This window comes from Kibdelosporangium aridum, from assembly GCF_900176515.1.
Lineage (GTDB): Bacteria > Actinomycetota > Actinomycetes > Mycobacteriales > Pseudonocardiaceae > Kibdelosporangium > Kibdelosporangium aridum.
Genome location: NZ_FWXV01000032.1, coordinates 1 through 19,927 on the forward strand (window position 1 = coordinate 1; position 19,927 = coordinate 19,927).

Annotated in this window: 15 protein-coding genes; 6 read left to right on the forward strand and 9 right to left on the reverse strand. The window is 62.3% G+C overall.

What is annotated here, in order from left to right:
• Positions 1 to 128: 128 nt before the first annotated feature.
• The 4 genes from B9C43_RS55090 to B9C43_RS56480 all read right to left on the reverse strand — a co-directional run bounded on the left by B9C43_RS55090 (position 129) and on the right by B9C43_RS56480 (position 5,371).
• Positions 129 to 1,604: an alkaline phosphatase D family protein gene (locus tag B9C43_RS55090; protein WP_084434820.1), complete on the reverse strand. Its 1,476-nt coding sequence runs from the start codon at positions 1,602 to 1,604 to the stop codon at positions 129 to 131.
• Between the two features lie 16 nt (positions 1,605 to 1,620).
• Positions 1,621 to 1,800, reverse strand: coding sequence for a hypothetical protein (locus tag B9C43_RS55095; RefSeq protein ID WP_084434819.1), 180 nt, complete (start codon positions 1,798 to 1,800; stop codon positions 1,621 to 1,623).
• Between the two features lie 496 nt (positions 1,801 to 2,296).
• On the reverse strand, positions 2,297 to 3,955 hold the full coding sequence (locus B9C43_RS55105; protein ID WP_084434817.1) for a hypothetical protein: 1,659 nt from the start codon (positions 3,953 to 3,955) through the stop codon (positions 2,297 to 2,299).
• Between the two features lie 624 nt (positions 3,956 to 4,579).
• Positions 4,580 to 5,371: a hypothetical protein gene (locus B9C43_RS56480; protein ID WP_143447313.1), complete on the reverse strand. Its 792-nt coding sequence runs from the start codon at positions 5,369 to 5,371 to the stop codon at positions 4,580 to 4,582.
• On the opposite strand from B9C43_RS56480, the gene B9C43_RS55120 reads away from it, so the two are divergent.
• Both B9C43_RS55120 and B9C43_RS55125 read left to right on the forward strand, forming a co-directional pair.
• Positions 5,354 to 5,617, forward strand: a complete 264-nt coding sequence (locus B9C43_RS55120) for a pentapeptide repeat-containing protein (RefSeq protein ID WP_143447314.1) — start codon at positions 5,354 to 5,356, stop codon at positions 5,615 to 5,617. The two genes, B9C43_RS56480 and B9C43_RS55120, sit on opposite strands and share 18 nt — an antisense overlap.
• A gap of 29 nt (positions 5,618 to 5,646) precedes the next feature.
• On the forward strand, positions 5,647 to 5,916 hold the full coding sequence (locus B9C43_RS55125) for a hypothetical protein (RefSeq protein ID WP_084435106.1): 270 nt from the start codon (positions 5,647 to 5,649) through the stop codon (positions 5,914 to 5,916).
• Here the strand turns inward: B9C43_RS55125 and B9C43_RS56485 are convergent.
• Positions 5,913 to 6,731 carry a hypothetical protein gene (locus B9C43_RS56485; protein ID WP_143447316.1) on the reverse strand — a complete coding sequence of 273 codons (819 nt, stop codon included), beginning with the start codon at positions 6,729 to 6,731 and terminating at the stop codon, positions 5,913 to 5,915. The genes B9C43_RS55125 and B9C43_RS56485 overlap by 4 nt on opposite strands.
• A 1,011-nt stretch (positions 6,732 to 7,742) precedes the next feature.
• Between B9C43_RS56485 and B9C43_RS55130 the strand changes: the two genes are divergently transcribed.
• Together B9C43_RS55130 and B9C43_RS55135 are read left to right on the forward strand one after the other, a co-directional pair.
• Positions 7,743 to 8,063, forward strand: coding sequence for a hypothetical protein (locus B9C43_RS55130; RefSeq protein WP_143447317.1), 321 nt, complete (start codon positions 7,743 to 7,745; stop codon positions 8,061 to 8,063).
• Complete coding sequence (locus tag B9C43_RS55135; RefSeq protein WP_084435108.1) at positions 8,060 to 8,710, forward strand: hypothetical protein; 651 nt, start codon at positions 8,060 to 8,062, stop codon at positions 8,708 to 8,710. The genes B9C43_RS55130 and B9C43_RS55135 overlap by 4 nt, the downstream gene beginning before the upstream one ends.
• Here B9C43_RS55135 and B9C43_RS56490 read toward each other — a convergent pair.
• Together B9C43_RS56490 and B9C43_RS55140 are read right to left on the reverse strand one after the other, a co-directional pair.
• On the reverse strand, positions 8,667 to 8,918 hold the full coding sequence (locus B9C43_RS56490; protein WP_143447318.1) for a hypothetical protein: 252 nt from the start codon (positions 8,916 to 8,918) through the stop codon (positions 8,667 to 8,669). The two genes, B9C43_RS55135 and B9C43_RS56490, sit on opposite strands and share 44 nt — an antisense overlap.
• A gap of 100 nt (positions 8,919 to 9,018) precedes the next feature.
• Positions 9,019 to 9,534 (reverse strand): hypothetical protein, encoded by a 516-nt coding sequence (locus B9C43_RS55140; protein WP_084435109.1) that lies wholly within the window; start codon positions 9,532 to 9,534, stop codon positions 9,019 to 9,021.
• A 67-nt stretch (positions 9,535 to 9,601) separates the two neighbouring features.
• Between B9C43_RS55140 and B9C43_RS58235 the strand changes: the two genes are divergently transcribed.
• Both B9C43_RS58235 and B9C43_RS58240 read left to right on the forward strand, forming a co-directional pair.
• The gene (locus tag B9C43_RS58235) at positions 9,602 to 9,805 is read left to right on the forward strand and encodes a hypothetical protein (protein ID WP_200826179.1); all 204 of its coding nucleotides are present in this window, start codon (positions 9,602 to 9,604) and stop codon (positions 9,803 to 9,805) included.
• An 18-nt stretch (positions 9,806 to 9,823) separates the two neighbouring features.
• Positions 9,824 to 10,663 carry an integrase core domain-containing protein gene (locus B9C43_RS58240; protein WP_235039435.1) on the forward strand — a complete coding sequence of 280 codons (840 nt, stop codon included), beginning with the start codon at positions 9,824 to 9,826 and terminating at the stop codon, positions 10,661 to 10,663.
• Between the two features lie 930 nt (positions 10,664 to 11,593).
• Here the strand turns inward: B9C43_RS58240 and B9C43_RS55150 are convergent.
• Both B9C43_RS55150 and B9C43_RS55155 read right to left on the reverse strand, forming a co-directional pair.
• Positions 11,594 to 17,713, reverse strand: a complete 6,120-nt coding sequence (locus tag B9C43_RS55150) for an RHS repeat-associated core domain-containing protein (protein WP_160097473.1) — start codon at positions 17,711 to 17,713, stop codon at positions 11,594 to 11,596.
• A gap of 29 nt (positions 17,714 to 17,742) precedes the next feature.
• Positions 17,743 to 19,927: LamG-like jellyroll fold domain-containing protein (locus B9C43_RS55155; RefSeq protein WP_143447319.1), on the reverse strand; the 2,185-nt coding region annotated here is incomplete at its 5' end.

Genomic DNA, 19,927 nt, shown 5'->3' on the forward strand with positions numbered 1-19,927 from the left:
GCGCCGCCCACCACCTCGCGCGCACCGGCCTCGTCATGCCACGCGCCCAGCCGAGGTTGGACAGATCATTGCTGACAACCCGCACAATTCCCTGCCTCAGCCAAGATCAGCAACCATGCACGAGGTCGTTAGATGGTCAGGCCCGGCTGGCCGTCCAGCACGACGTATCTCCGGGACACGGACATGGTGACCTTGGCCGGGTCTCGTTCCTGGATCGAGCTCAGCCGGGTCCATTCGGCCGTGAGCTGCTGCGCGTTCACGGTCACCCGGACGTAGCCGCGGTGGTTGCCGATGAAGTTCAAGCCCGGATTGTTCCTCGCGCCACCGGGCTTGTTCCTGCCCTTCGAGGTGATGGAGCTCGTCACGAGCTCGGTGCCGACGATTGGGCCGGTTCGGTTGAGGCGCAGGTCGTTCGCCCAGTGGGTGTGCACATCACCCGTCAGGACAACGGGATTGCGGACCGTGCGGTCGATCCAACCTTGGATGATCCGCGCGCGGTTGGCTCGGTAGCCGTCCCAGGAATCGTTGTTTCCGTCGCAGGTGCGGGGATCGCCGTCGTAGTCGCGGTGCGCGAAGAACACTTGCTGGCCCAGGAAATCCCAGCCTGAGCCGCGTGCCGTCAGGCCGTCGAGCAGCCACTGCTCCTGCGCCGGGCCGGTGAGCGTGCGGGTCGTGCTGTTGACCTTGCCGCAGTCTCTCGCCGGCGCCTGCTTGTTGCGGTGCTGGCGCGTGTCCATCATGTGGAAGCGGGCCAGGGTTCCCCATTCGATGCGGCGATACAGCTTGATCGCGGCACTCGTCGGTTTCATCGCCTTCGGCAGCGGCATGTTCTCCCAGAACGCTCGGAAGGCGTCTTTGCGTCGCTGCTCGGGGATGGCTGACCGCACGCCGTACCAGTTGTTCTTCACCTCGTGGTCGTCGAAGACCACTAGCCAGGGGGCGGCCGCGTGGCACGCCTTGAGATCCGGGTCGAGATGGTGCTGGGCATAGCGGATTCGGTACTCCGACAATGTGTTCGCCTCGTTGTTGAGGGCGACATACCGGCGGACCTTGTGGGCCTGACGGCTTGGCTTCTCGTACATGTAGTCGCCGAGGAACAACACGACGTCGGGGTTGTCGGCCGTGATGTAACGGTGGGCGTGATACCAGCCGACCTCGAAGTGCTGGCAGGACGCGAACGCGAACTCCAGCGAGGCTACGCTGGCGCCGCGCGCGGGCGCGGTGCGGGTGCGGCCGACCGGCGAGATATGGCGGTCGGCTTTGAAGCGATAGAAATACCAGGCGTTGGGCGCCAAGCCTCGTGGCTCGACGTGCACGCTGTGACCGTCGGCGGGCACAGCATTCTCGCGTCCGGTCTGGACAATGTTGACGAATCTCGCGTCGGTGGCGATCTCCCAGTCGACACGGACGGTCCGGGTGCCCATGCCGCCGTCGGCATCGAGCGGGGCGGCGGCGAGCCTTGTCCACAACACCATTCCGTCCGGCCTCGGATCGCCGGACGCGACACCCAACTGGAACGGGTCCGAGGCCGCCCTGACCGCCCGAGGAACCGCGGCGGTGATTCCCGCCGCAACGAGGAGAGTACGACGGTTCAGCTTTGACATGCTGGCCCCTTCATGCTCATGCGAAGTCGGTTATGGTGGCACCACAGGTTTTCTCGAGCACGTCCTTGGCTCCGTACTTGCCCAGGCACACTCGGTAGGTGACCCAACTGCCCTCCGGCAGCTCGAGGTCTGCTGTGACTCTCGTGCCGTTGCCGTTGGGATTCCACACCAGGCGCGGGCCGTAGCCGTCGGGCAACTAGTAGAGCAGGACCGCGGAGTGCCCGTCTGCCTTGTGGTCGTAGACGGTGAAGACCTCGCCATAGGACGCGAACGTGCCCCGGCCGGCGCAGGACGGGCGGACCGAGCAGCGTTCACTGTCGGCCGCCGCCGAGTTGCCACCGCCAGCATCAGAGCCGCGGCCAGGAGCGTGGTTCTGTGGACCAGGTTCAGCTGCGACAGCATATCGACCAACGCCCAGCTCATTCGTCCGCTCCGATCGAGCACCATCTGCGGAGTCTCCTCGGCTACGGCCGCCATTGCACCGGCCGGCCACCAGATCTCCCGTCGGCGATCCACAAAACTCGTGGTCTCGGCGGGAAGATGGCGTCCGTCCGGATAAGTCGGACGTCCGCGTCCCGGCGGATCGCGGCGACCAGCGCGCGTTTCCGTGCTTTGATTCCGACGCTTCTCGTCTTCGGGTTCTTGTGAGGGTGGCGGCCCTGCGTGCTTCGGCGACGCCACCATCTGGTTGGTTAGAGCGGGGCTTGGGCTAGGTAGTTGTCCTGTTGGGCGGTGGGTAGGCTGGCGTCCAGACCGAGAGCCTGCTTTCGATAGTTGGCGTTGAATGCCACCAACGCGTTGTCAGCGCGTGCGGTGACCTCGATGTAGTCACCGATGAAGAAGCCACGGAGGAACGGGTCGGCTTCGGGCTCGTTCGACGGGGTTGTCAGCCGCTGCCGGTTGACCACGGTGCCCTGGGGCCCGACAGTGACCAGTTCGAGGTCCTGCCGGTTGCCGAACACCGGATCGAACCGGCTGGTCCAGTACGCCACCGCGAGGTTCGCACCACCCGGATTGGCGGACAACGTGCCGAAGTAGTTGTCCCCGCCCGCCGACAGCGTTGTCGGGTTGCTCCACCCCGCGCCGAAGCTGTCGGAGAAGGTCATCCGCATGCGTGAGAACTCGCAGATGACGTTGAGCGGACGGGACTGGCACGACTCCCAGATCACGAATATCCGCGGTATCCCGTTCACGATCTTCACGTCGTGCTTGGGGTACGTGGCGACGCGGAAGTCGTTGGCGTGCAGGACACCGCCGAAACCGATCGGCTCGAGCTCGGTGGTGACCACCCCCTCCGGACTGAACTCGCTGCTGCCGGCCTCGGCCACCCGCAGTTTGATGACGAAGGTCTCCCCGTCGTTCGGTGTGATCCGATCCTCGACCCAGGTCACGTAGGTCCGGCCATCGGGCCCGACGGTCACATCGCTGAACTGGACATCGCTGCCACCGGCACTGAGATTGATCGGTTTGCCGCAGCTGGTCAGGTTGGCCTCGCAGCGCACCGCCTTGATCGTGGTGGTGACATTGGGGAAGTCGACCGCGAAGTCGGTGTAGGTCACCCAGATCACGGTCTGCCCGGCGCTGTGCCCGACGGCCATCCACGGCTTGTCGAGGAGGTGGAAGTGTGCCGGATCGGGAGAGATCACCTGATCTGCCAGCGTACGGGTCGGCCAGCAGGTGGGGTCGTCACCGCCGGGGCACGACCCCAGCGTGCCGGCCGTCGTGCGGTAGACGCCAATGCCGCTATGTGTCGGCACCCCGTCGACGAAGACCAGGTTGAGGGTGGCCATGTACGCGTTGCAGGCCGCGTCGAAGGCCACCACCGGATCGCCACTCGACGGCACCGCAACACCGTCAGCGAAGGTGACGGCTGGCAGCAGCCCCTCCCTGGTCAGGGTCGCACCATTGTCGGAGAAGTGCCAGCCGGTGAAGTTGCCGAGCGGGTTGAGCAGACCCCGGTAGTCGTTCGTCCCCGCCAACACCAGGTTGCCGTTCGACGAGCAGCGATCGACCGACTCCTCGTTCTGCGGCAGGCCGAGATCGTCACGATTAAACAGCGCCCGGCGCATCGGAAAGTCGCCCGGCGCAAGCGCCCGGGGCACCGCGTTGACACGAGCGCCCAGCGCCGCGATCCAGTCCGGCCTCGCCCGCATGCCGGCCGAGACCTGCTCCGGATGCTGGGCATACCAGCGGGCCAGCGCACCCTGCGAAAGCATCCGCTGCACCTTCTCCGGAAGCGAAAGCGCCACTGCTGAAGGCACCGCGGATGCCGTTGAGGAAAACGAAAGAGCGCCGAGCAACAGTGTTACGGCACCCACCTTGGTGAAGGTCGCCAGACGTCTCGAGATCATGCCCCAATCCCTCCGCCGTCACCGCCGCCTCAAGATCATGAAATCCAGTCCACGCCCACAAACCGCAGTCTTTGCTGACAACCCCGACGAACGCAAAGGGCCATTGTCGGGGCCCCTAGCTAAACCGACGATGGGCAGCGAACGACAAAGCATGGCGAGAATCGGCCAGACGCCGAGGAGCAATCTCACGGCGATGTCGTATAGGACATCCATACGACATTGGCCATGAGACTACGACACCAGATTTGAGACCGCGCATGACATGTCGATCTTGTTTGACCTGCGGACTCTATGGTTTTCTCCCAGGTTGGCACTCGAGATCAGTCTCAATTTCGTGGCATTTCTTCAGGGCGAGTAGCTCCGAGCCACTACGCCGACGTCTCGACTTGGTGTGCCGGTCCGGTCCGGTGCGGTGGCGGTGGTGCCGCGCCGGTCGAGGCCGGCCAGTGGAGGTGAGGGTGGGCAAGCGGGCGAGCGCGGGAGTTCACTGCTCGTCGCTCTGCAGGGCATCGCGCAGGAGCCGGGCCAGCGATGTTCGCTTCGGCGCGGGAAGTCTTGCGATTTGCTCGGGTGGCGCGAGGAGCTCGTCCTGGACGGTGCGGAGCGCTCGCCGACCCGCCGGTGTCAGCGCAAGCATCTTGACCCGCCGGTCAGCCGGCCCCTGACCGTCAAGGTCGGCTGCAAGGGCCTGCTGAGCGGCCAAGTCAAGGAGTACCAGACCGGCTTCGGCGTCAACCGACCGACGTTCGGCCGCAGCGCCACCCGGCACATCTGCTTTGACGCCCCGCTCGGCTGCATCTGGTAGCGGCGCGGGGGCGGAGCGACCCGCCCCCAACCCACACCACGAGCTCGCAACGCCGCATCCGTCATGCGCGTTGCCGGATCCGGCACATATGACGTGTCACACCGACGCTCGGCTGTGGCGGCCACAGCCGATCCTGCGCTAGCTCCCGAAGACAGCGGGCATGCCCTCAGCCTTGTCTTCATGGCCGTCGAGTGTCTCCTGTGGACGAATAGTCGTTTGTATTCGAGCGCCTGCGTGTTGCGCAGCGTGGTCGCGTAGCTTTCTTGCGTTTCGGTCAGCGTGGTGGCCGCCATCGTCTGAAGATCATCTCGTATGTCGGCCATCATGGTGCGTGGATCCACCGGAGCGTCGTCGTTGAAGCCTCCGTCGCGCGAGCTGAACGCGGGATCATGATCAGGAAGGTCGTGCAGGTCGTGGTGACCTGCCCAGATTTGATGCCGACGCCACAGGTTGTCGCCTTGGCGTTCGTACACTTTGAGCACGCGAGACTGTGGAGCCACGTCCTCGGCGAGACGATCGTAGTTCAGCACATCCACCGCGTTCACGGAAGCGGATTTCGGCAGAAGCGCCACATTTGACAAGGCGGAGTTCCGCTGGGCCACCGTGTTCAACAAAGCAAGGTTCGGAGCGTCAGGTTTGACGGCGTGAAGTTCGCCGGAACCGTCTGGCTCGACGAGGCGGAGTTCACCAAGGACGCCAGTTTTGACGACGCTACCTTTGCACACGCGGTTCCACCTGAGTTAGCGAACTTTGTCCGGACAACCATCACACAAACCAGGCCGCTGGCGATGACACACCACCTGATTCTCCTGGCGGCAGCGGATGAGACCCATCGAACGTCGCATATGGACGATTGACAGCGCATTCCGCCGACAATGCGTCCGGCATGATCAGGCCGGACGCCTGCCGACTCGAACCTGCCCTACTCGGCCTCACACCGACACCGGCGACATCCTCGAACGTGGTACACGTGCACCACGGACTGGCCAACGCCCGCACGGCCTTCGAACGCGCCGACTACCTCACCGTCGTCCGCACCCTGCCCCGCGTGGCCGGCGCCGCCGACGCAACCCACGGCAACACCTGCCACGGCAACGACATCCTCGCTTATGGTCAGAGTGGCACTGTGGTGCCGTCGCGGATGCCCCAGAGTTAGTCTTCTCGCTTAACTCGAACCCGTTCCGATTCAACAATTACCCGAACCGGCGACTTATTCGGATCAAACCACTTACCTTTCCCGTAATAATCACTCAGTAGGTAATAGTCTTTTTCGTCGACTGTCACCGCCCAGACGTCAAAAGATGATCCACGACTTTGTTCCCTCTCGCCGTACTGCACGTGGCATATAACCCTCTTGTTGGCCGCATCATAGTTGCAGAGGGAAGGCCAGATGAAAGGTCCGGAGAGAGGCTTGAGAAAAAGTGCGACGTGTCGGTCAGGTCCAACGCTTGTGCCCGTCACCGTCACTTCGTCCTTCCATGACACCCTTACGTTGGCTTTCGGGTCGCTGATTTCAAGCTGTCTCGGTGCCGTCTGTGACGGTTCTTGCGAAGTCGGTGTTGTCACTGAGGACGTGCTCGGACTCGGTCCCGGGGTGCCTGTGAAGTTGCCAGCTGCATCAGCCGGCTGCGCCGAGTACACAACTGCCGTAGTAACTGCGGCTGATGCCACCACCAGCAAGGCAACGGCCACAAGCACCAGAGCACCCGGCGGTTTTCGCCATTGCCGTTCCAATATCAAGGCACCCACAATCCCGATACAGATGCCAAGAACTAACACTATGATTACCCAGCTGTGCCTGAATAGGTCGACCACCTGCGCTGTGTCCGCTAGAACACCGAGGACACCGAGGACAAGGACACTAACAGTGATGCCGACTTTACTCGCCGCTGCAGAGGGATGTGACGGTTGAGGACGTTGATCATCATCGGTCTCTTGAGAGTCGGGAGCCATATTGATCATCACTTCCAAGGCGGCAGACAAACGATCAGCTAACGACTTCAGCCAGTGTGGACATCTAAGCACCCGGCCGCCCTGAGGCGCATACAGGCGGCCTACCTCGATTTCAAGATCAGCTATTGTGGCTGTCGGCAAGGACCTTGATTAACACACCAGCTTGCCTATCAGGGCAGTCGCGCCTGGCGGATCACGACCTTGATGGCTGCGGATGCGAAACGGGGTCGGCAATCGTGTGTTCTCATAGTTCTCATAGTCCGTCTCGCGGTGTCCACGCTTGCGGCTTGCCCCAGCTGCGTGACCGCAACTAGTCGCGATCATCGCCAATGTGCGCGACCGAAATCACGGAGGCTCGGATCAACGGCCGGCCCGGCGAGGTCGGGATACTCCAGGTCACCTGCACGAGGTGTCGCGCAAGCTCATCGAGCGTGAGAGGACGCGCGATCGAGCGTCGGCCGACCGGTCGATCTCGCCATGCCGGTGATCGTCGAGCGACGTGATTGACCCTGTCGCGCGGCAGGTTCATCGCCCAATGGTGTCGATTGCGTTCCTTGGCGCCAGCGTCAAGCTGCATGCGTCAGAGTTGATTTGGTGAATGCCGCCGTCAGAAGACTGCCGTGCGCCTGCCAGCAACGAATGCAGCGCTGACCAGCCTGGTCGGGAACCGCCGGCCCCCTCGCTCCGCACAGCGCACTGTCGGACAGCACCGCAAGATCCGACGCCCACAAGTGAACCACGCCCTCACCAGCGTTCGCTTGCGCACGGATCATCTCGAACCACCCCACCCAAGACCAACACTCGTGCATCTGCACGTGCAGATGCACGAGTGATCATAGCGTCCGCTTCATGCTCCGTTCGAGTGAATTCCCAGGTCATGGCCATCTCGCGCTCAAGCGAAGACTCGCCTGGTCGGGTCGTGTCGCTGAAGACCGTCGGTCGACGTCCTGGTGTCGCGGCGGCGCAGCAGGCGATCAACGGCTCGCCATGCCATAGATTTGTGATTCGCGAATCACTATTATTGATGGCATGGCCAACAATGAGCGTGATCGCAGTCGACATGTCTCGGGGGTCGTGTTCGGCAACCGGCACCGGCTGGAGTTGTTGGTCGCGCTGGCCAAGGCTGGAGATGACGGCGTGTGCTTGTCGCAGCTGTCCGACGCGCGCGGGGTGCCGGCAAGCGTGTATTACGCGCCTATCCGGGGGTTGATCAGCGTGGGTTTGGTGGACAAGCTCGGACGGACACGGGGTGACCGGCGCTGCTGGTACCGCAGGCATGAGGGCCAGGACCGGTTCTGGAGTTGTGTGCAGGCCCTCGCCGGTGAGCTGAGTGAAGTGGAGACATCGTGAGCCGCGTCGGAGTGGCGGAGGCAGTCCGAGCCGCAGTGCGGACGTCAGATCTCGACGAGCGGACGTGGTGTCCCAGTGTGGCGATGCGCCTGTTCGGTGGGGTGGTGGATGTGGCGTACTGCCTCGACGAATCCGAGCACGCGCGTCGCGTCGCCGCAGGCGTCGGCGCGGTCACGCAGCGGGGTGTGCTGGATGCGTTGATGGGCCTGCCGGTCGGGCTTCCGGTGGCAGTGCACGACTTGTCCGAGCGGGAGCGGCACTTGCTGCAACGTGTCCCGCACGGAGTGGTGGACTACGACGGCAGGAACGTCGTGCGGCGGGCGGTGGCACCGCTGTCGGTTCGGTTCGCGATGGTGACAGCACGTTCATGGCGCGAAGGGCTGCGTAAGGCTGGGCAGTTCGCGCCGTTCTGTGCGCGGGCGATGCTCTTGCCCGCCACACCGTCTGATGTGGACGATGCGTGCGCGCAGGCGTCGTTCTACGGCGTCGGTGTGTGTGTCTTTGAATCGGGACGGTTGCGGATGCTGGTCGACCCGCAGCCCTACGTGCGGCATCAGCATTCGGCCGCGCAGTGGAGGTTTGCCGAGGAGGTTTACCGGCAGGTCATGGCGTCCGCGAACGGCGCGGGCGTCGTGGTGGCCGAGTGACTGGTTGAGTGGCCGACAGCCACGGCGGCAACTGGGCCCATGCCTGCAGCGGGCCAGGCACCGTGAATGCGCCCTGCTGGTTGATCTGGACGTTGACGGCGTCCGCGGTGGTCATCGCGCGGACGCACCGGTTACGCCACCAGATCGCCCGGTCCGCCAGGGTGTTGCGCGCCCGTAGATCGTCGATCCAGTCCGCCCAGGTGCACATGCTGTGGCGGTGCGCGGGCACGGTATCCAACTGTTTGACCAGGAAGCTGTCCAGCGCGCGGCCTCCGCACGCCGGGCACTGGCAGACCGGTGCCCAATGGTTAGCGAAACTTGTCAGCGAGCGTGGATCCTTTGTAGAAGGTCATCAGGTCGCCGTAGAGCACGCTGGGTGACTCGTCCTTGTTGTTCGAGCGGCGGATCTGTCCGAACGGGATGATGTGGCGCAGGCTGCCGCCCGACCCGATCGAGGTGGCGAACGCGCCCTGGCTCATCGCGTCGAATCCGGTGAGATCGGTGCGGAACACCGCGATGTCCCCGGCCTCGGCCACCACGCGGCGGAGATTAGGCACGCCGTCGCGATAGCGGTCCATCGGATCGAACTGGCCGCCCAGGAAGACCGCCTTGGGCAGCGGGAGCGTGGCCAGCACCGCGATGAGATGGTCGATGTGGTCGTTGAGGAACCAGCCGATGTCCAATGGGGCGCTGAACAGCACGTCATCGCGGCCGATCTCACGAGCGGCCCGGACTGCGGCGCGCAGCGCGTCACTGTCACCGGCCTGGAGATACCCGGTCGGGGTGAGGGCCACGCAGGCCCCGTAGTCCCTGTACCGTGCCATAACTCGACGTCTGGCTCGGTGACCTGCCGTTTTGTCCCGTACAAGGGTCGTGCGATGCTCACCGACCGTGCTGGTTCGACTGATGTACTTGATCACGATGCGGTTGTGCGGCTGGCTGGGTTTACTCCTCCAACGCTCCGCCACCAAGGATCTCGAGATCCTGGTGTTGCGTCACGAGGTGACGGTCCTGCGCCGCCAGGTCGGCCGGCCACGTCCTGGATGGCCGGACCGCGCGATCTTGTCAGCACTGACGCGGCTACTGCCCCGCTAATTGCACTGGCACCGCATCGTGACACCGGGCACGCTGCTGGCCTGGCATCGCCGTCTTGTCACCCGGAAATGGACCTACCCAAATCAACCAGGACGCCCACCGATCGGTGACGAACTTCGCGAGTTGATCGTGCGGTTGGCTCGGGAGAACCCGAGATGGGGACATCGCCGCGTACAGGGAGAACTCGCCCGGCTCGGACACCACATCGGTGCGGGCACGATCCGCCGTATCCTCGCCGCCGCCCGCATCGGTCCCGCGCCTCGGTGGGCGGACACCAGTTGGCGCACCTTCCTGCGCACCCAAGCAGCGGGCCTGCTGGCAGGCGACTTCTTCCACCTGGACACCATCGGCCTGCACCGGCTGCACGTGTTGTTCGTGATGGAGGTCCACACCCGTCGGGTCCACATCCTCGGCGCGACCGCGCATCCGACTGCGGCTTGGACTACGCAGGCCGCCCGCAACCTGCTGATGACCCTCGACGAACGGATCTCCCAGTTCCGGTTCCTCATCCGCGATCGAGACACCAAATACGCTGCGTCATTCGACGCGGTGTTCGCCTCCGAGGGCATCGACACGGTGAAGTCCCCGCCGCGAACGCCCCGAGCAAACTGTTACGCGGAAAGGTTCGTGCGCACCGTCCGAACCGAGTGCACCGACCAAATGCTGATCTACAACGAACGGCACGCCATCACAGTGCTCGAACAGTTCGTACGACACTACAACGAACACCGCCCGCACCAAGGCCGTGAGCAACGTCCACCCAACCACGACCCTGCCGTCGTGATCTCACTGGATGACCCGATCCGCCGGCATCGTGTCCTGAGCGGAGTGATCAACGAATACAGACGCACCGCCTGAACCGATCACAAACCACAGCTCAGAAGCTAGTTCGAGTTTTGGCACGGCACACGCAACACAGTGCAGTACAGCGCAGTTGGACGCGCGCCCTTGCTCCTGTTCGTGCAGTGTGAAACCCGATTGAGCACACTACAGTCCTCTGTAGAGAGTGCCGCACACCTACCATCAATATGCCGCCCTCAGGAGTCATCGCCTTATTCACAGGAGAAGCAATTCGGTGAATCGCTGATCTGAACGATCCGTGCTCGTTATCAAACGTACGCATGATGTTTGACTCATCGCGAACAACATCGTCGAAGTGCGATTGAAGAAGCGTCCTGCCTTCGCCATTGTTGTATACGCCGATCCGCGAACATTTACGACGGTCGATCACGATCACACAAAAGTCCCATCCGCTAGCGAAGCCCCTTTATATAGTGTCACCGTGAGCGCGACAGAGACAGCGACGTTGGTCGCTCCCATATAATATTAGCTTCTCGCTCTCGCCACAGATGACATGACTACTACGGGGTTAAAACACTCGCCAGGCGTCGCACGTCATCCTGTTCACCCCACCCCCGCGCCTTGCATTCTGTAAGCAGATTGTGACAGACTGCTTGAATTTGACGAGTAGTTTTCCCAAATTCAAAGCCATCGGATCCAACGGTGAGCTTCTCTCCAAAAGCTATCGAGAATTCATCTGTCCGATCGCGTGTAAAGTCCACCCAAAATGGACCGTCAAAAAAACGAACACGCCGCCGAAGGTTTGCGCCATCGAATACATCTCGAATCGCGACTAATGTCTCGACTGCCACAGCAACCGCGAGATCGTTCCACTTAAACTCGGGAAATCTCTGGTCACCCAGCTCCCACCAAACGGCGCCCCAAATAACTCCAGACCTAGCACTTTCCAAGGACGTTGTATCAACTCGAAACTCGGGAGACACAACGTCACCTCCAAACAGGGTAAGCGGTTTCAATTGTTCCTGTGCCTTTATTTACCCACATCTCAACTTCCAAGCCATTTGCAGACCCTCTCAGAAACACACGCTCACCTTGCGACGGACCCGCAACCGCCGAATTTCTATAGGCCTGGCGAATTGTTGATTCAATTTCCCCTTTAGACATATAGTCAGGAAACTTGGTCTTAATTCCACTCTGCTGATATGTCCTCCCTCCAGCGGTGTGACGATCGACGACGTGTTCCATGTCAACGTCAACTTTTCGCCAAGCCGGCAGATTTACAGGCTTGCCGCAATCATTGTGGACCAGAACATCATACGTTACGTGCGCATCTCCAAGCCGCACATAAAAGGTATGCAAGCCCTCGACCGTGAGGTTGTAGGCCAGCGTGACATGACCGACGTTAGGCAGCAAACCTGCAACATGAACATAGGCACTACTCGGGGTGAGCAGGCTGTCGCCGGGGTCGAGTTGGTCGGCGCGTTGCCATGCTCGGTCGGTGGCGTTGTAGAACGGGTGGTCCTCGGTGGTGGTGACGGTGGCGCCGTCGGCGGTTGCGAGTTCGAGCACGGTGTCGTCGTGAGCCATCACGGCCGTCACGACCCGTGGTCCGGTTTCGCCGGTTTCCGGGTCGCTGGCGAGCACTATGTCGCCGACTTGGAGTTCTTCGATCGGCTTGTAGGCGCCGTCCGCCATCAATACTAAAGTGTCGGCCGCGAAGCTGCAGCCCTTTTTGAACACCGATAGAGCGTCACCAAAGACCTTGGCGGCTTTGGTGAGAGGGAAGGCGTCCAGCGCCGCTTCAGCACACGAGCCGCTACCTTGGACGCATTTCCCGATTTCAACAACGGTCGACATCGGGGTCAGGCCGAAAAGGAAGTCGCGCAGTTCAGAGTTCCGCACGTCCAGCAACCCAGCACTACTTGCTTCAGCACAGAATTCAGAGCCCGCTTCGGAGGTGCTGTTGCAGGTCTTTTGGGCCCAGTCGACGATAGCTAGGTCGTACTCGTCATCTGCATACCCATGACCCATCAGCCGCCTGGCTTTGAGCTCCGAGAATAACGGAACACGTTTCCCGCCGATGACCGGTTGCTTTTTCGGGTCGCTATTTTTTCCAGTCCGAACGTCTCTCTTTTCAGCTTCATTCGAAAGGCTTGTCGGTGCCGTCGGTGAACCTGGGGGTGAGTTCCAGTCCGAGTACGAGCCTGTGCCGTCCTTCCAGTCCTGGAAGTCGCAGCCGTCGCAATATTCACCGCTGGGGTCGCTGAAGGTGATGGGATTGTTGTTGGCGTAGGCGTATCCGTGCCATTGCTGCGGGTCTTGGGGGTTGATGATCGGGTCTACTGAGATGAATCGACCTGTTGCCGGGTCGTATTGGCGGGCGCCCAAGGTTATTAATCCGATGGATGCGTCGATCGTTCCGCCGACGAACCCCCTCTCGCCTGGGAACAGACTTGATTGCCCGCGAGGGCCGCCGAACGGAGTCTGGCGTCGGCTTGTCACAGCCATCGACTGCGCATCGATCGCGATCTGTGCTGTGCCTTGATGGTCACCGATCAGCCATGTCAACCCGGTCTCGGTGCGCATCGCGATCACGGAGCCACCGTGGTTGTAATACCGGGTGGCTGTCTTGGTTCCAGCTTTGTCGAGGCGCACTTCTTGGCCTGGCAAGTACAGCGTGGAGCCGGTGGGGTCGCGCCGGATCAGTCTGGCTCCGTTGGCGCCGTAGAGGAACTCGGTTGTCTTGTCGCCTTCGGTGACCTTGATGAGGTTGCCCTCGGCGTCCCAGTCCAACTCCTGTTCGCCGCTGAAGATCTTGCGGCGGATGGTGTTTCCCGCGGCGTCGTACCCGGCCTCTTCCACTGTTGTGCCGCCTGGGCCGCCCGCGGTAGTGACGGATTCAAGTTTTCTGCCAGACGGCGGGTAGTTGTAGGTGCGGACCGTGTCGCCTGCCGTAGCATGCTGGGTTTCGGTGAGGCGGTTGCCGATCTTGTCGTAGGTGAACGAGTGCCAGTACGGCGCCGGTCCGCCCAACGCCGGCGTCGGTTCGGGAGAGCATTCATCGATCGGTGTCCAGGCCTCGGTGAGTCGCTGGAGATGGTCGTAGTTGAAACACTGTCGATCCGGGTTGCCGCTAGGTTGGGTGTCGGTGATTGATGTGATGCGACCTGCCGGATCCCGTGTGTAGTTGACGTCCGAGATCTTGGGCTGTGGCCGCTCGGCGTCGATGATCGCGCGCTTCAGGCGGCGGGTGTCATCCTCGTAGTACAGGGACATCCAGGCGCGCTTGGGCTGTTCGCCGAGTTGGATGCGTTGCGCTTCGCCGTACTTGGTGTAGATCGTGTCGGTGGCATATTCGAATGTGCCTACACCGGACACTCCTCCGTATGAGGTACTGGGCAGACCGAGCGGGTTGAAGGCATGAGTGACCTGTTCGGTCTTCAGCCCTCCGATCGCGGGCATCGTGGTGCTCTTCAGGCTGCCGTCGGGTGCGTAGTCGGCGGATGTCTTGTATTCGCCTGCAAGGCCTTTCTCAGCAGCGGGGATCGTGATCACGCTCTCCAGCGGATTGTAGAGAGCGTCATACGTTTTGATCTTGTGTGTGTAGGCGTTGCCGTCGATCCACCTTGTCTCCGTGGCGAGTTTGCCGATTCCCCATTCGGCAGTGTCGTAGGTGAACTCGGTGAGTTTGGGTCCTGACAAGCTGCCCAGGTGCGTCGCAGTGGGTCGATCGAGTACGTCATAGGCATAGGCCCGTGTGACGCTTCTGGCGTCCGTGGTGGTGAGTACCTTGCCAGCGAGGTCGTAAGTGGTGATTGTCGTGCCTCGGTCGGGGTCTTCTTCTTTGATCTTCCTGCCACGCAGGTCATAGGTGTATCGCCATGTGTTGCCCGCGGGGTCCGTCATCGTGGTCAGACGACCTTCGGGGTCATGCGCATAGCGCGTGACATCGAATTCACTGTCTGACTTGTGCTGGTGTAACTCGACGGTCCGCCCACGCGCGTCGATGACTTTCGTGGTCGGGGTCCCCCCTGGTGGCGGTGTCACTTTGACCCGATCGCCGCCATACCACGTCGTGGTCGACCATTCCCGTGCGACGCCTTTGAACGTCTGTGTGACCGGGCGTCCGGCCCCATCGTACGCGGTGAGGGTCAGGCCAGGGATCTCGGCGTCGGTGGCCGACCACAGGTCGGTATCAACCGCGGCGTTGTTGAAGTAGGGGAGTGTCGTCTTGTAGGCGCGTCCCACAGAGTCATAGCGGGTGTCGGTCAGCAACCGTCCACCGTCTGGAGCCGGTGTCTGGATCTGCCGTGGACGGAGCAATCCGTCGTAGATCGTGGTCGTGGTCGTGTAGTGACCTGAGGCGTTGACCGACTTCGTAGTGACGGCTGAGGGTTTGTCCTGGGAGATCAAGTACGAGTACTGCGCGTTGCCTGGCGAGGAGGCACGCTCCCGGTTGGGGTGCCAGACTTCGGTCAGCCTCCCGAGGGCGTCGTAGGCAGATTCCGCCACATTGTCGTTGGGATCGACGACCTTGAGGACGTTGCCCGTCACCGCGTGCAAAGTGGTCGTTGTCTTGTTGCCCGCCGGATCTGTGGTGACAACCTGCGTCGGTCGGCCAACCTCAGGCGTGTACGTCGTCTTTGACGTGTGCCCGTACACATCTGCTTTCTCAACAATTCGACCGTAGCCGTCGTACTTCGAGGTCGACAGCGGCACGTACACGGGCCCCCGGAAGCTGTACCCCTCAATAGTGTCCATACGGGTGACGTTCCCGGTCACCGGCGGTTCACCAGGTGCCCTGCCGTCGTACGAGGTTCGTACGTCACCGATAGTGTGGTCCGGATACACGGGTTTCGTACCGCATGCGACCGCCACGACCTCGACACGTGACGGATACGAAACCATCCATGTCTCAGTGTTTCGGGCGTAACTGGTGGTGGAACATTTGTCGTCGGCGGCTGTGCCGGTATCTCCTAGATCGTTGACGGTGACGGGCTGCCCGTCGTCGTTGTAGGTCGTCTCAGTTCTGGTGGCCCGACGTCCACCGCTCGCCAACGATGTGTAGGTATCGACCGAGCCGATGAAAGTCTGGTATGCCTTGAACGGTCCCCGCGTGGCGGTCGGGCCTCTCCAGCCGGGTTCGTTGATGGTTTTGGTGACCACTTTGTCGCCGTCGTAGGTGACGGTCTCCCTGGTCATGCCGGACAGCCAGTCCTCGTCCACACGCTCCGCGTTTTCGGAGTCCTTGATGGACACCGCGCGAGTTCCGCTGCGCAGTTTGTCACCGTGCATGCCTCGGTACAACCGGTGTTCGATCTTTTGTTGTGGGCCGTCGTGCCCGGTTCCCTTGGTCACCCGGACATGCCCGAACCCTCGGAACTCGTTCCAGGTTCGTTTGTCTTCCTTAAGGATCTCCGACTTGTCGTAGTGCCACGCTGCGCCGTCCAGGTAGTCATAGCGCGTGATGACGCCTACGTGAGTGCCGAGCCGGTCATGGTCAGTCACCGACTCGACCACATACTTGTGGAAATAGTCGATGCCTTCAGGTGATCCGGGTGCGGCCCACCGGACCGGGAAGCATCTCTGGGTGTTGTTCTCCGGGTGATCGGGTAGTCCAGCGACGGTGCACTGAGTGTCCGCGTACTTGATGGATGTGACTCCTCCAGCCTCGGAGACGATCGCGTTCATCCGATACCGAGTCAGATTGGAGTAGGAGTCGCCGTTGGACACACGGTTAGGTTTCTGAATGCCTTCGAACTTGACTTCGGGCAGAGATATCTGCGCCCCTACATGCCCGGCCTGAGTAACGCCGGCGAGCCACATCGCGGGTTTGTCACCATCGCCGGGATTGGGAAACTCGTGACGGAGTGTCCATGAGTCCACGTCGGTGTAGCCGGTGTCGGCCTTCACCTGGGTCGTGACTTTGCTGAGCCGCTTGCTGGTCCAGAACGATGGAGACGGCTTGTCTGGGCATGTTCCGCCGTCGCACTTCATGTACAGCGGTACGTCCGGCAGGTTGTTCGGGTGGGAGAACGTGCAGTCCGAGCCCGGTACGCAGCGATCTTGCTCGGTGAAGACGACACGTGCGGTCGCCTGCGCGGGGTCGTCGCTCTTCAAGCCGTAGTCGATCTGGCTCAGCCAGCCGTCGCGCACGTACTTGGCAGCTGACTTGTTCTTGTTGCGACCGTAGTGGTTCTCTTCTGTCTTGTACTGGTGCAGGACGACGTTGCCGCGCGGGTCAACGACTTTGTCCAGGTTCCACCGATAGCCTTGAACGCACGACGAAGCATCGAATCCGGCGGAGTTGTGGCAGGGTTCCCCGGCGTCGTCACCAAAGACCGGGACCGTCCATGTGGAGTTCGACTCTGGTCGTGAGCCGAAGAAGTACTGTGTGCCGTCGACGTTGGTGATCTTCCAGTACTCGCCGTCGTTGTCACCGTTCAGCTTTCCCGTCAGACGCTGGACTTTCGACCCGTTGTCACGTTCCTGCCGCCAGACACCGTCGGCGTCGTTGCGGATCAAGCGTCCTCCGGCACCGGACATCGACATGGTCGCGTTGTCTGATCGCCAGCACAGGTCACTCGGATTGTTTTTGGGATCCCCAGGAAGGTCCTCGGCACACCCGCCGTAGGTGCGCTCGATGAAGCCGGGCCATAACGACCATCCATCGCCAACCCACGACGCCTGATTGTTGGTGGCGCTCGTCAGACCATCCACTGTGGACGAGGTGTAGGACAAGGCGATCGATGGAGCCAACCCACCTGGCACTTGAGGTACACGCATCGGATAGGACCACGAGAAATCCCCGGTATGCGGTGACACGTCCCAGATCGCGGATGGCGACAAAGAGGTGACTGTCGACGTTCCCGACCCTGCCTTGCCCGCCGGCGAACTGGACTGGTTGCCCTTGAGAGCGTCTTTGGACGCGTCGTCTTGACCCCGGCCGCTCATCGACTGCTGGTTCACCGGTACCGAATCAGTGTTCGGTAACGGCACAGAAGGTCCTGTCTGCGCGGAAGCGACCATCGGTACGGCGACCGCGACACAGATGTCAAGACTCAATGCAATGGCCATCGCCACTGCGAAGGCGCGATGCTTACGCACGATTCCCTCCAGTGCGGCGCGAATCACGGTCAGTTGGTCGGAGCCGGGTAGGACTTGTACAGCGATTCGACGCGACCTCTGTCGAGACGACCGGTATAGAGACGGACATCGTCGACCGAACCAGTCCATGCCTGGGCACCGACACTCGCCAACTTGCCACGGCCCACCACGAGGCCGCCTGTGGCTGCCCATGGCGTGTTCAGTTCGCCATCTCCCACACGCGCGCCGTTGACATAGAGCCAGATCTTCTTGGCCGGTGCGTCGTAGACCCCACTCAGATGAACCCAGGTATCGAGCTCATTGTCCAGAGTAGACACAGCGGCCATGGTCACCCTGTTGGTGTCGTCATCTGCCTCTGGCATTTCGAATATCCAGGACCCGTTGCGATGTGATCGATCTTTGACGTGTCCAAGGCGGAACTTGCTCGTGTGTGTCCCGTCAACACTCACCGCGGTGAGCTGACCGCCGGATTGCCGCAGGTTCACCCATGCGGTGACCGTGAAACTCTGATCGGTCCGCAGATCCACTCCCGGAGTGGCGATCTGGGCGTCAGCGCTTGCGAACTGGGCGGCGTTGGCCTGACGTCCGGGTACGAACGTGGTGGCCCCGGAGACCGCGCCGACACGGCTGCCCGCCGAGTCCACAGCGGTGGAACTGCCGGGTTGCTCGTCCAAGCGGAGGTTGTGCACCAACGTCAGGTCGCGGCCGGCGAGCTGGCTCACCTCGTCTTGGAACAACGGGCGGTCGTACAGCGTCACATCGTCGAGGGTGCCGGGCATGTACCCGCCCCATTTGCCCACGGCCTTTGAGCGTCCGAAGCTCAGCTCCTCAGCGGCGTGCCAGGCCGAAGCGAACGAACCGGTGGATACGAGCAGACCGTTGACATAGAGCCGAATCTCGTGCTTGCCCGTGTCGTACACGCCGGCCACGTGCGCCCATACGCCGGGTTGTGCCACTGCGTCGGAGTAGACGCGTGCCTCTTCGCGGAGGCTGCCATCCGGGCCGAGCATGGTGAAAGACCATCGTTTGCGTTCGTCGAACCCGAGCGCGAATACCGAGTTTGTGGCTCCACTCTGGCTGACCGCCGCCACCGGTGCGCTGGTCTGCTCGGGTTTGATCCACGCCGCGACGGTGAAGCTGCCGCGGGTGTCCACCGCAGTGCCCGCGGTGACGTGTTCGTCGACGCCGTCGAATCGCAGCGCCTTGTCCGCGGCGTCCGGGTGCACGGATTGGCCTTCCGTCCAGACCGGACCGTTCACCGCGGTGGCGTGTTTCGCGCTCGTGGAGTCGTCGAGAAGGTCACCGTCCAGTTTCCAGGACCCCACCGCGGCGGCCTCACGGGTGAACACGCCCTGGACTTCAGCGTTGTCCAGCGGCCTGCTGTACACGCGCAGCTCGTCGATCGAACCGAGCCACTGGTTGGCCCTGTCGACACCGTTCCACTTGCCGTGTCCGGCGATCAGTGGCCCGTTCGCGCTGAATCCCTTCGGCCGGACCGCAGTACCGCTGAGCGCGCCGTTGACGTACAGCCTCATCGTCTGCGTCGGCTTGTCGAACACCACGGTGAGGTGGGTCCATTTGCCGACCGCGGCCGTCTCGCTGGATCGCACCACGTAGTCACCATCGCGGACTACCGCGTCTTTCCCCGTGGTGTACATCTCCCACCGGCCGCCGTCAGCCTCACGGTAGCCCAGGAAAAACGCACTCACCTCGTTACCCTGCGCGGACACCGCCGTGGCAAACCCACCTGCGGGAACACCGGCGGCGTCCACCTTCACCCATGTGGCCACCGAGAAGCTCTCGCTCGCGCTGATCACCGGGCCGCTGGAGGTGACGTGATCACCGGGTGCGCTGAGTGTGACCGCACGATTGACTCGCGCGTCCGAGCCGAATCTCGCGCCGCCGCGCAGCACAGCGGCGTCGCCGCCCTCGACCGCGTTGCTCGCCGTGTTGCCCGACTCCTCGTCAAACCGCCAATGCGCGGCTTGGATGTCGTCCTTGGCCACCAAAGCTCGGACCGCGTCCGTGCTCAGCACCCGGTCATAGACCCGCACGTCGTCAATCGCGCCCTCGAACTGGTTGGGAACACTGCCCATCTGATGACCGATCCGCAGCAGCCCGGTGGCGTTCATTGACGGGAACCGCTGGTCCTCGCCGACGTACGAACCGTTGACGTACAGCCGAATCCGGCCCTCAGCGCGGTCGTAGACACCG

Coding starts and splice junctions, on each gene's coding strand:
- B9C43_RS55140 (WP_084435109.1), bottom strand. CDS start 9,534: ATGGCACGGTACAGGGACTACGGGGCCTGCGTGGCCCTCACCCCGACC.
- B9C43_RS55090 (WP_084434820.1), bottom strand. CDS start 1,604: ATGTCAAAGCTGAACCGTCGTACTCTCCTCGTTGCGGCGGGAATCACC.
- B9C43_RS55105 (WP_084434817.1), bottom strand. CDS start 3,955: ATGATCTCGAGACGTCTGGCGACCTTCACCAAGGTGGGTGCCGTAACA.
- B9C43_RS55130 (WP_143447317.1), top strand. CDS start 7,743: ATGGCCAACAATGAGCGTGATCGCAGTCGACATGTCTCGGGGGTCGTG.
- B9C43_RS56490 (WP_143447318.1), bottom strand. CDS start 8,918: ATGTGCACCTGGGCGGACTGGATCGACGATCTACGGGCGCGCAACACC.
- B9C43_RS55125 (WP_084435106.1), top strand. CDS start 5,647: ATGATCAGGCCGGACGCCTGCCGACTCGAACCTGCCCTACTCGGCCTC.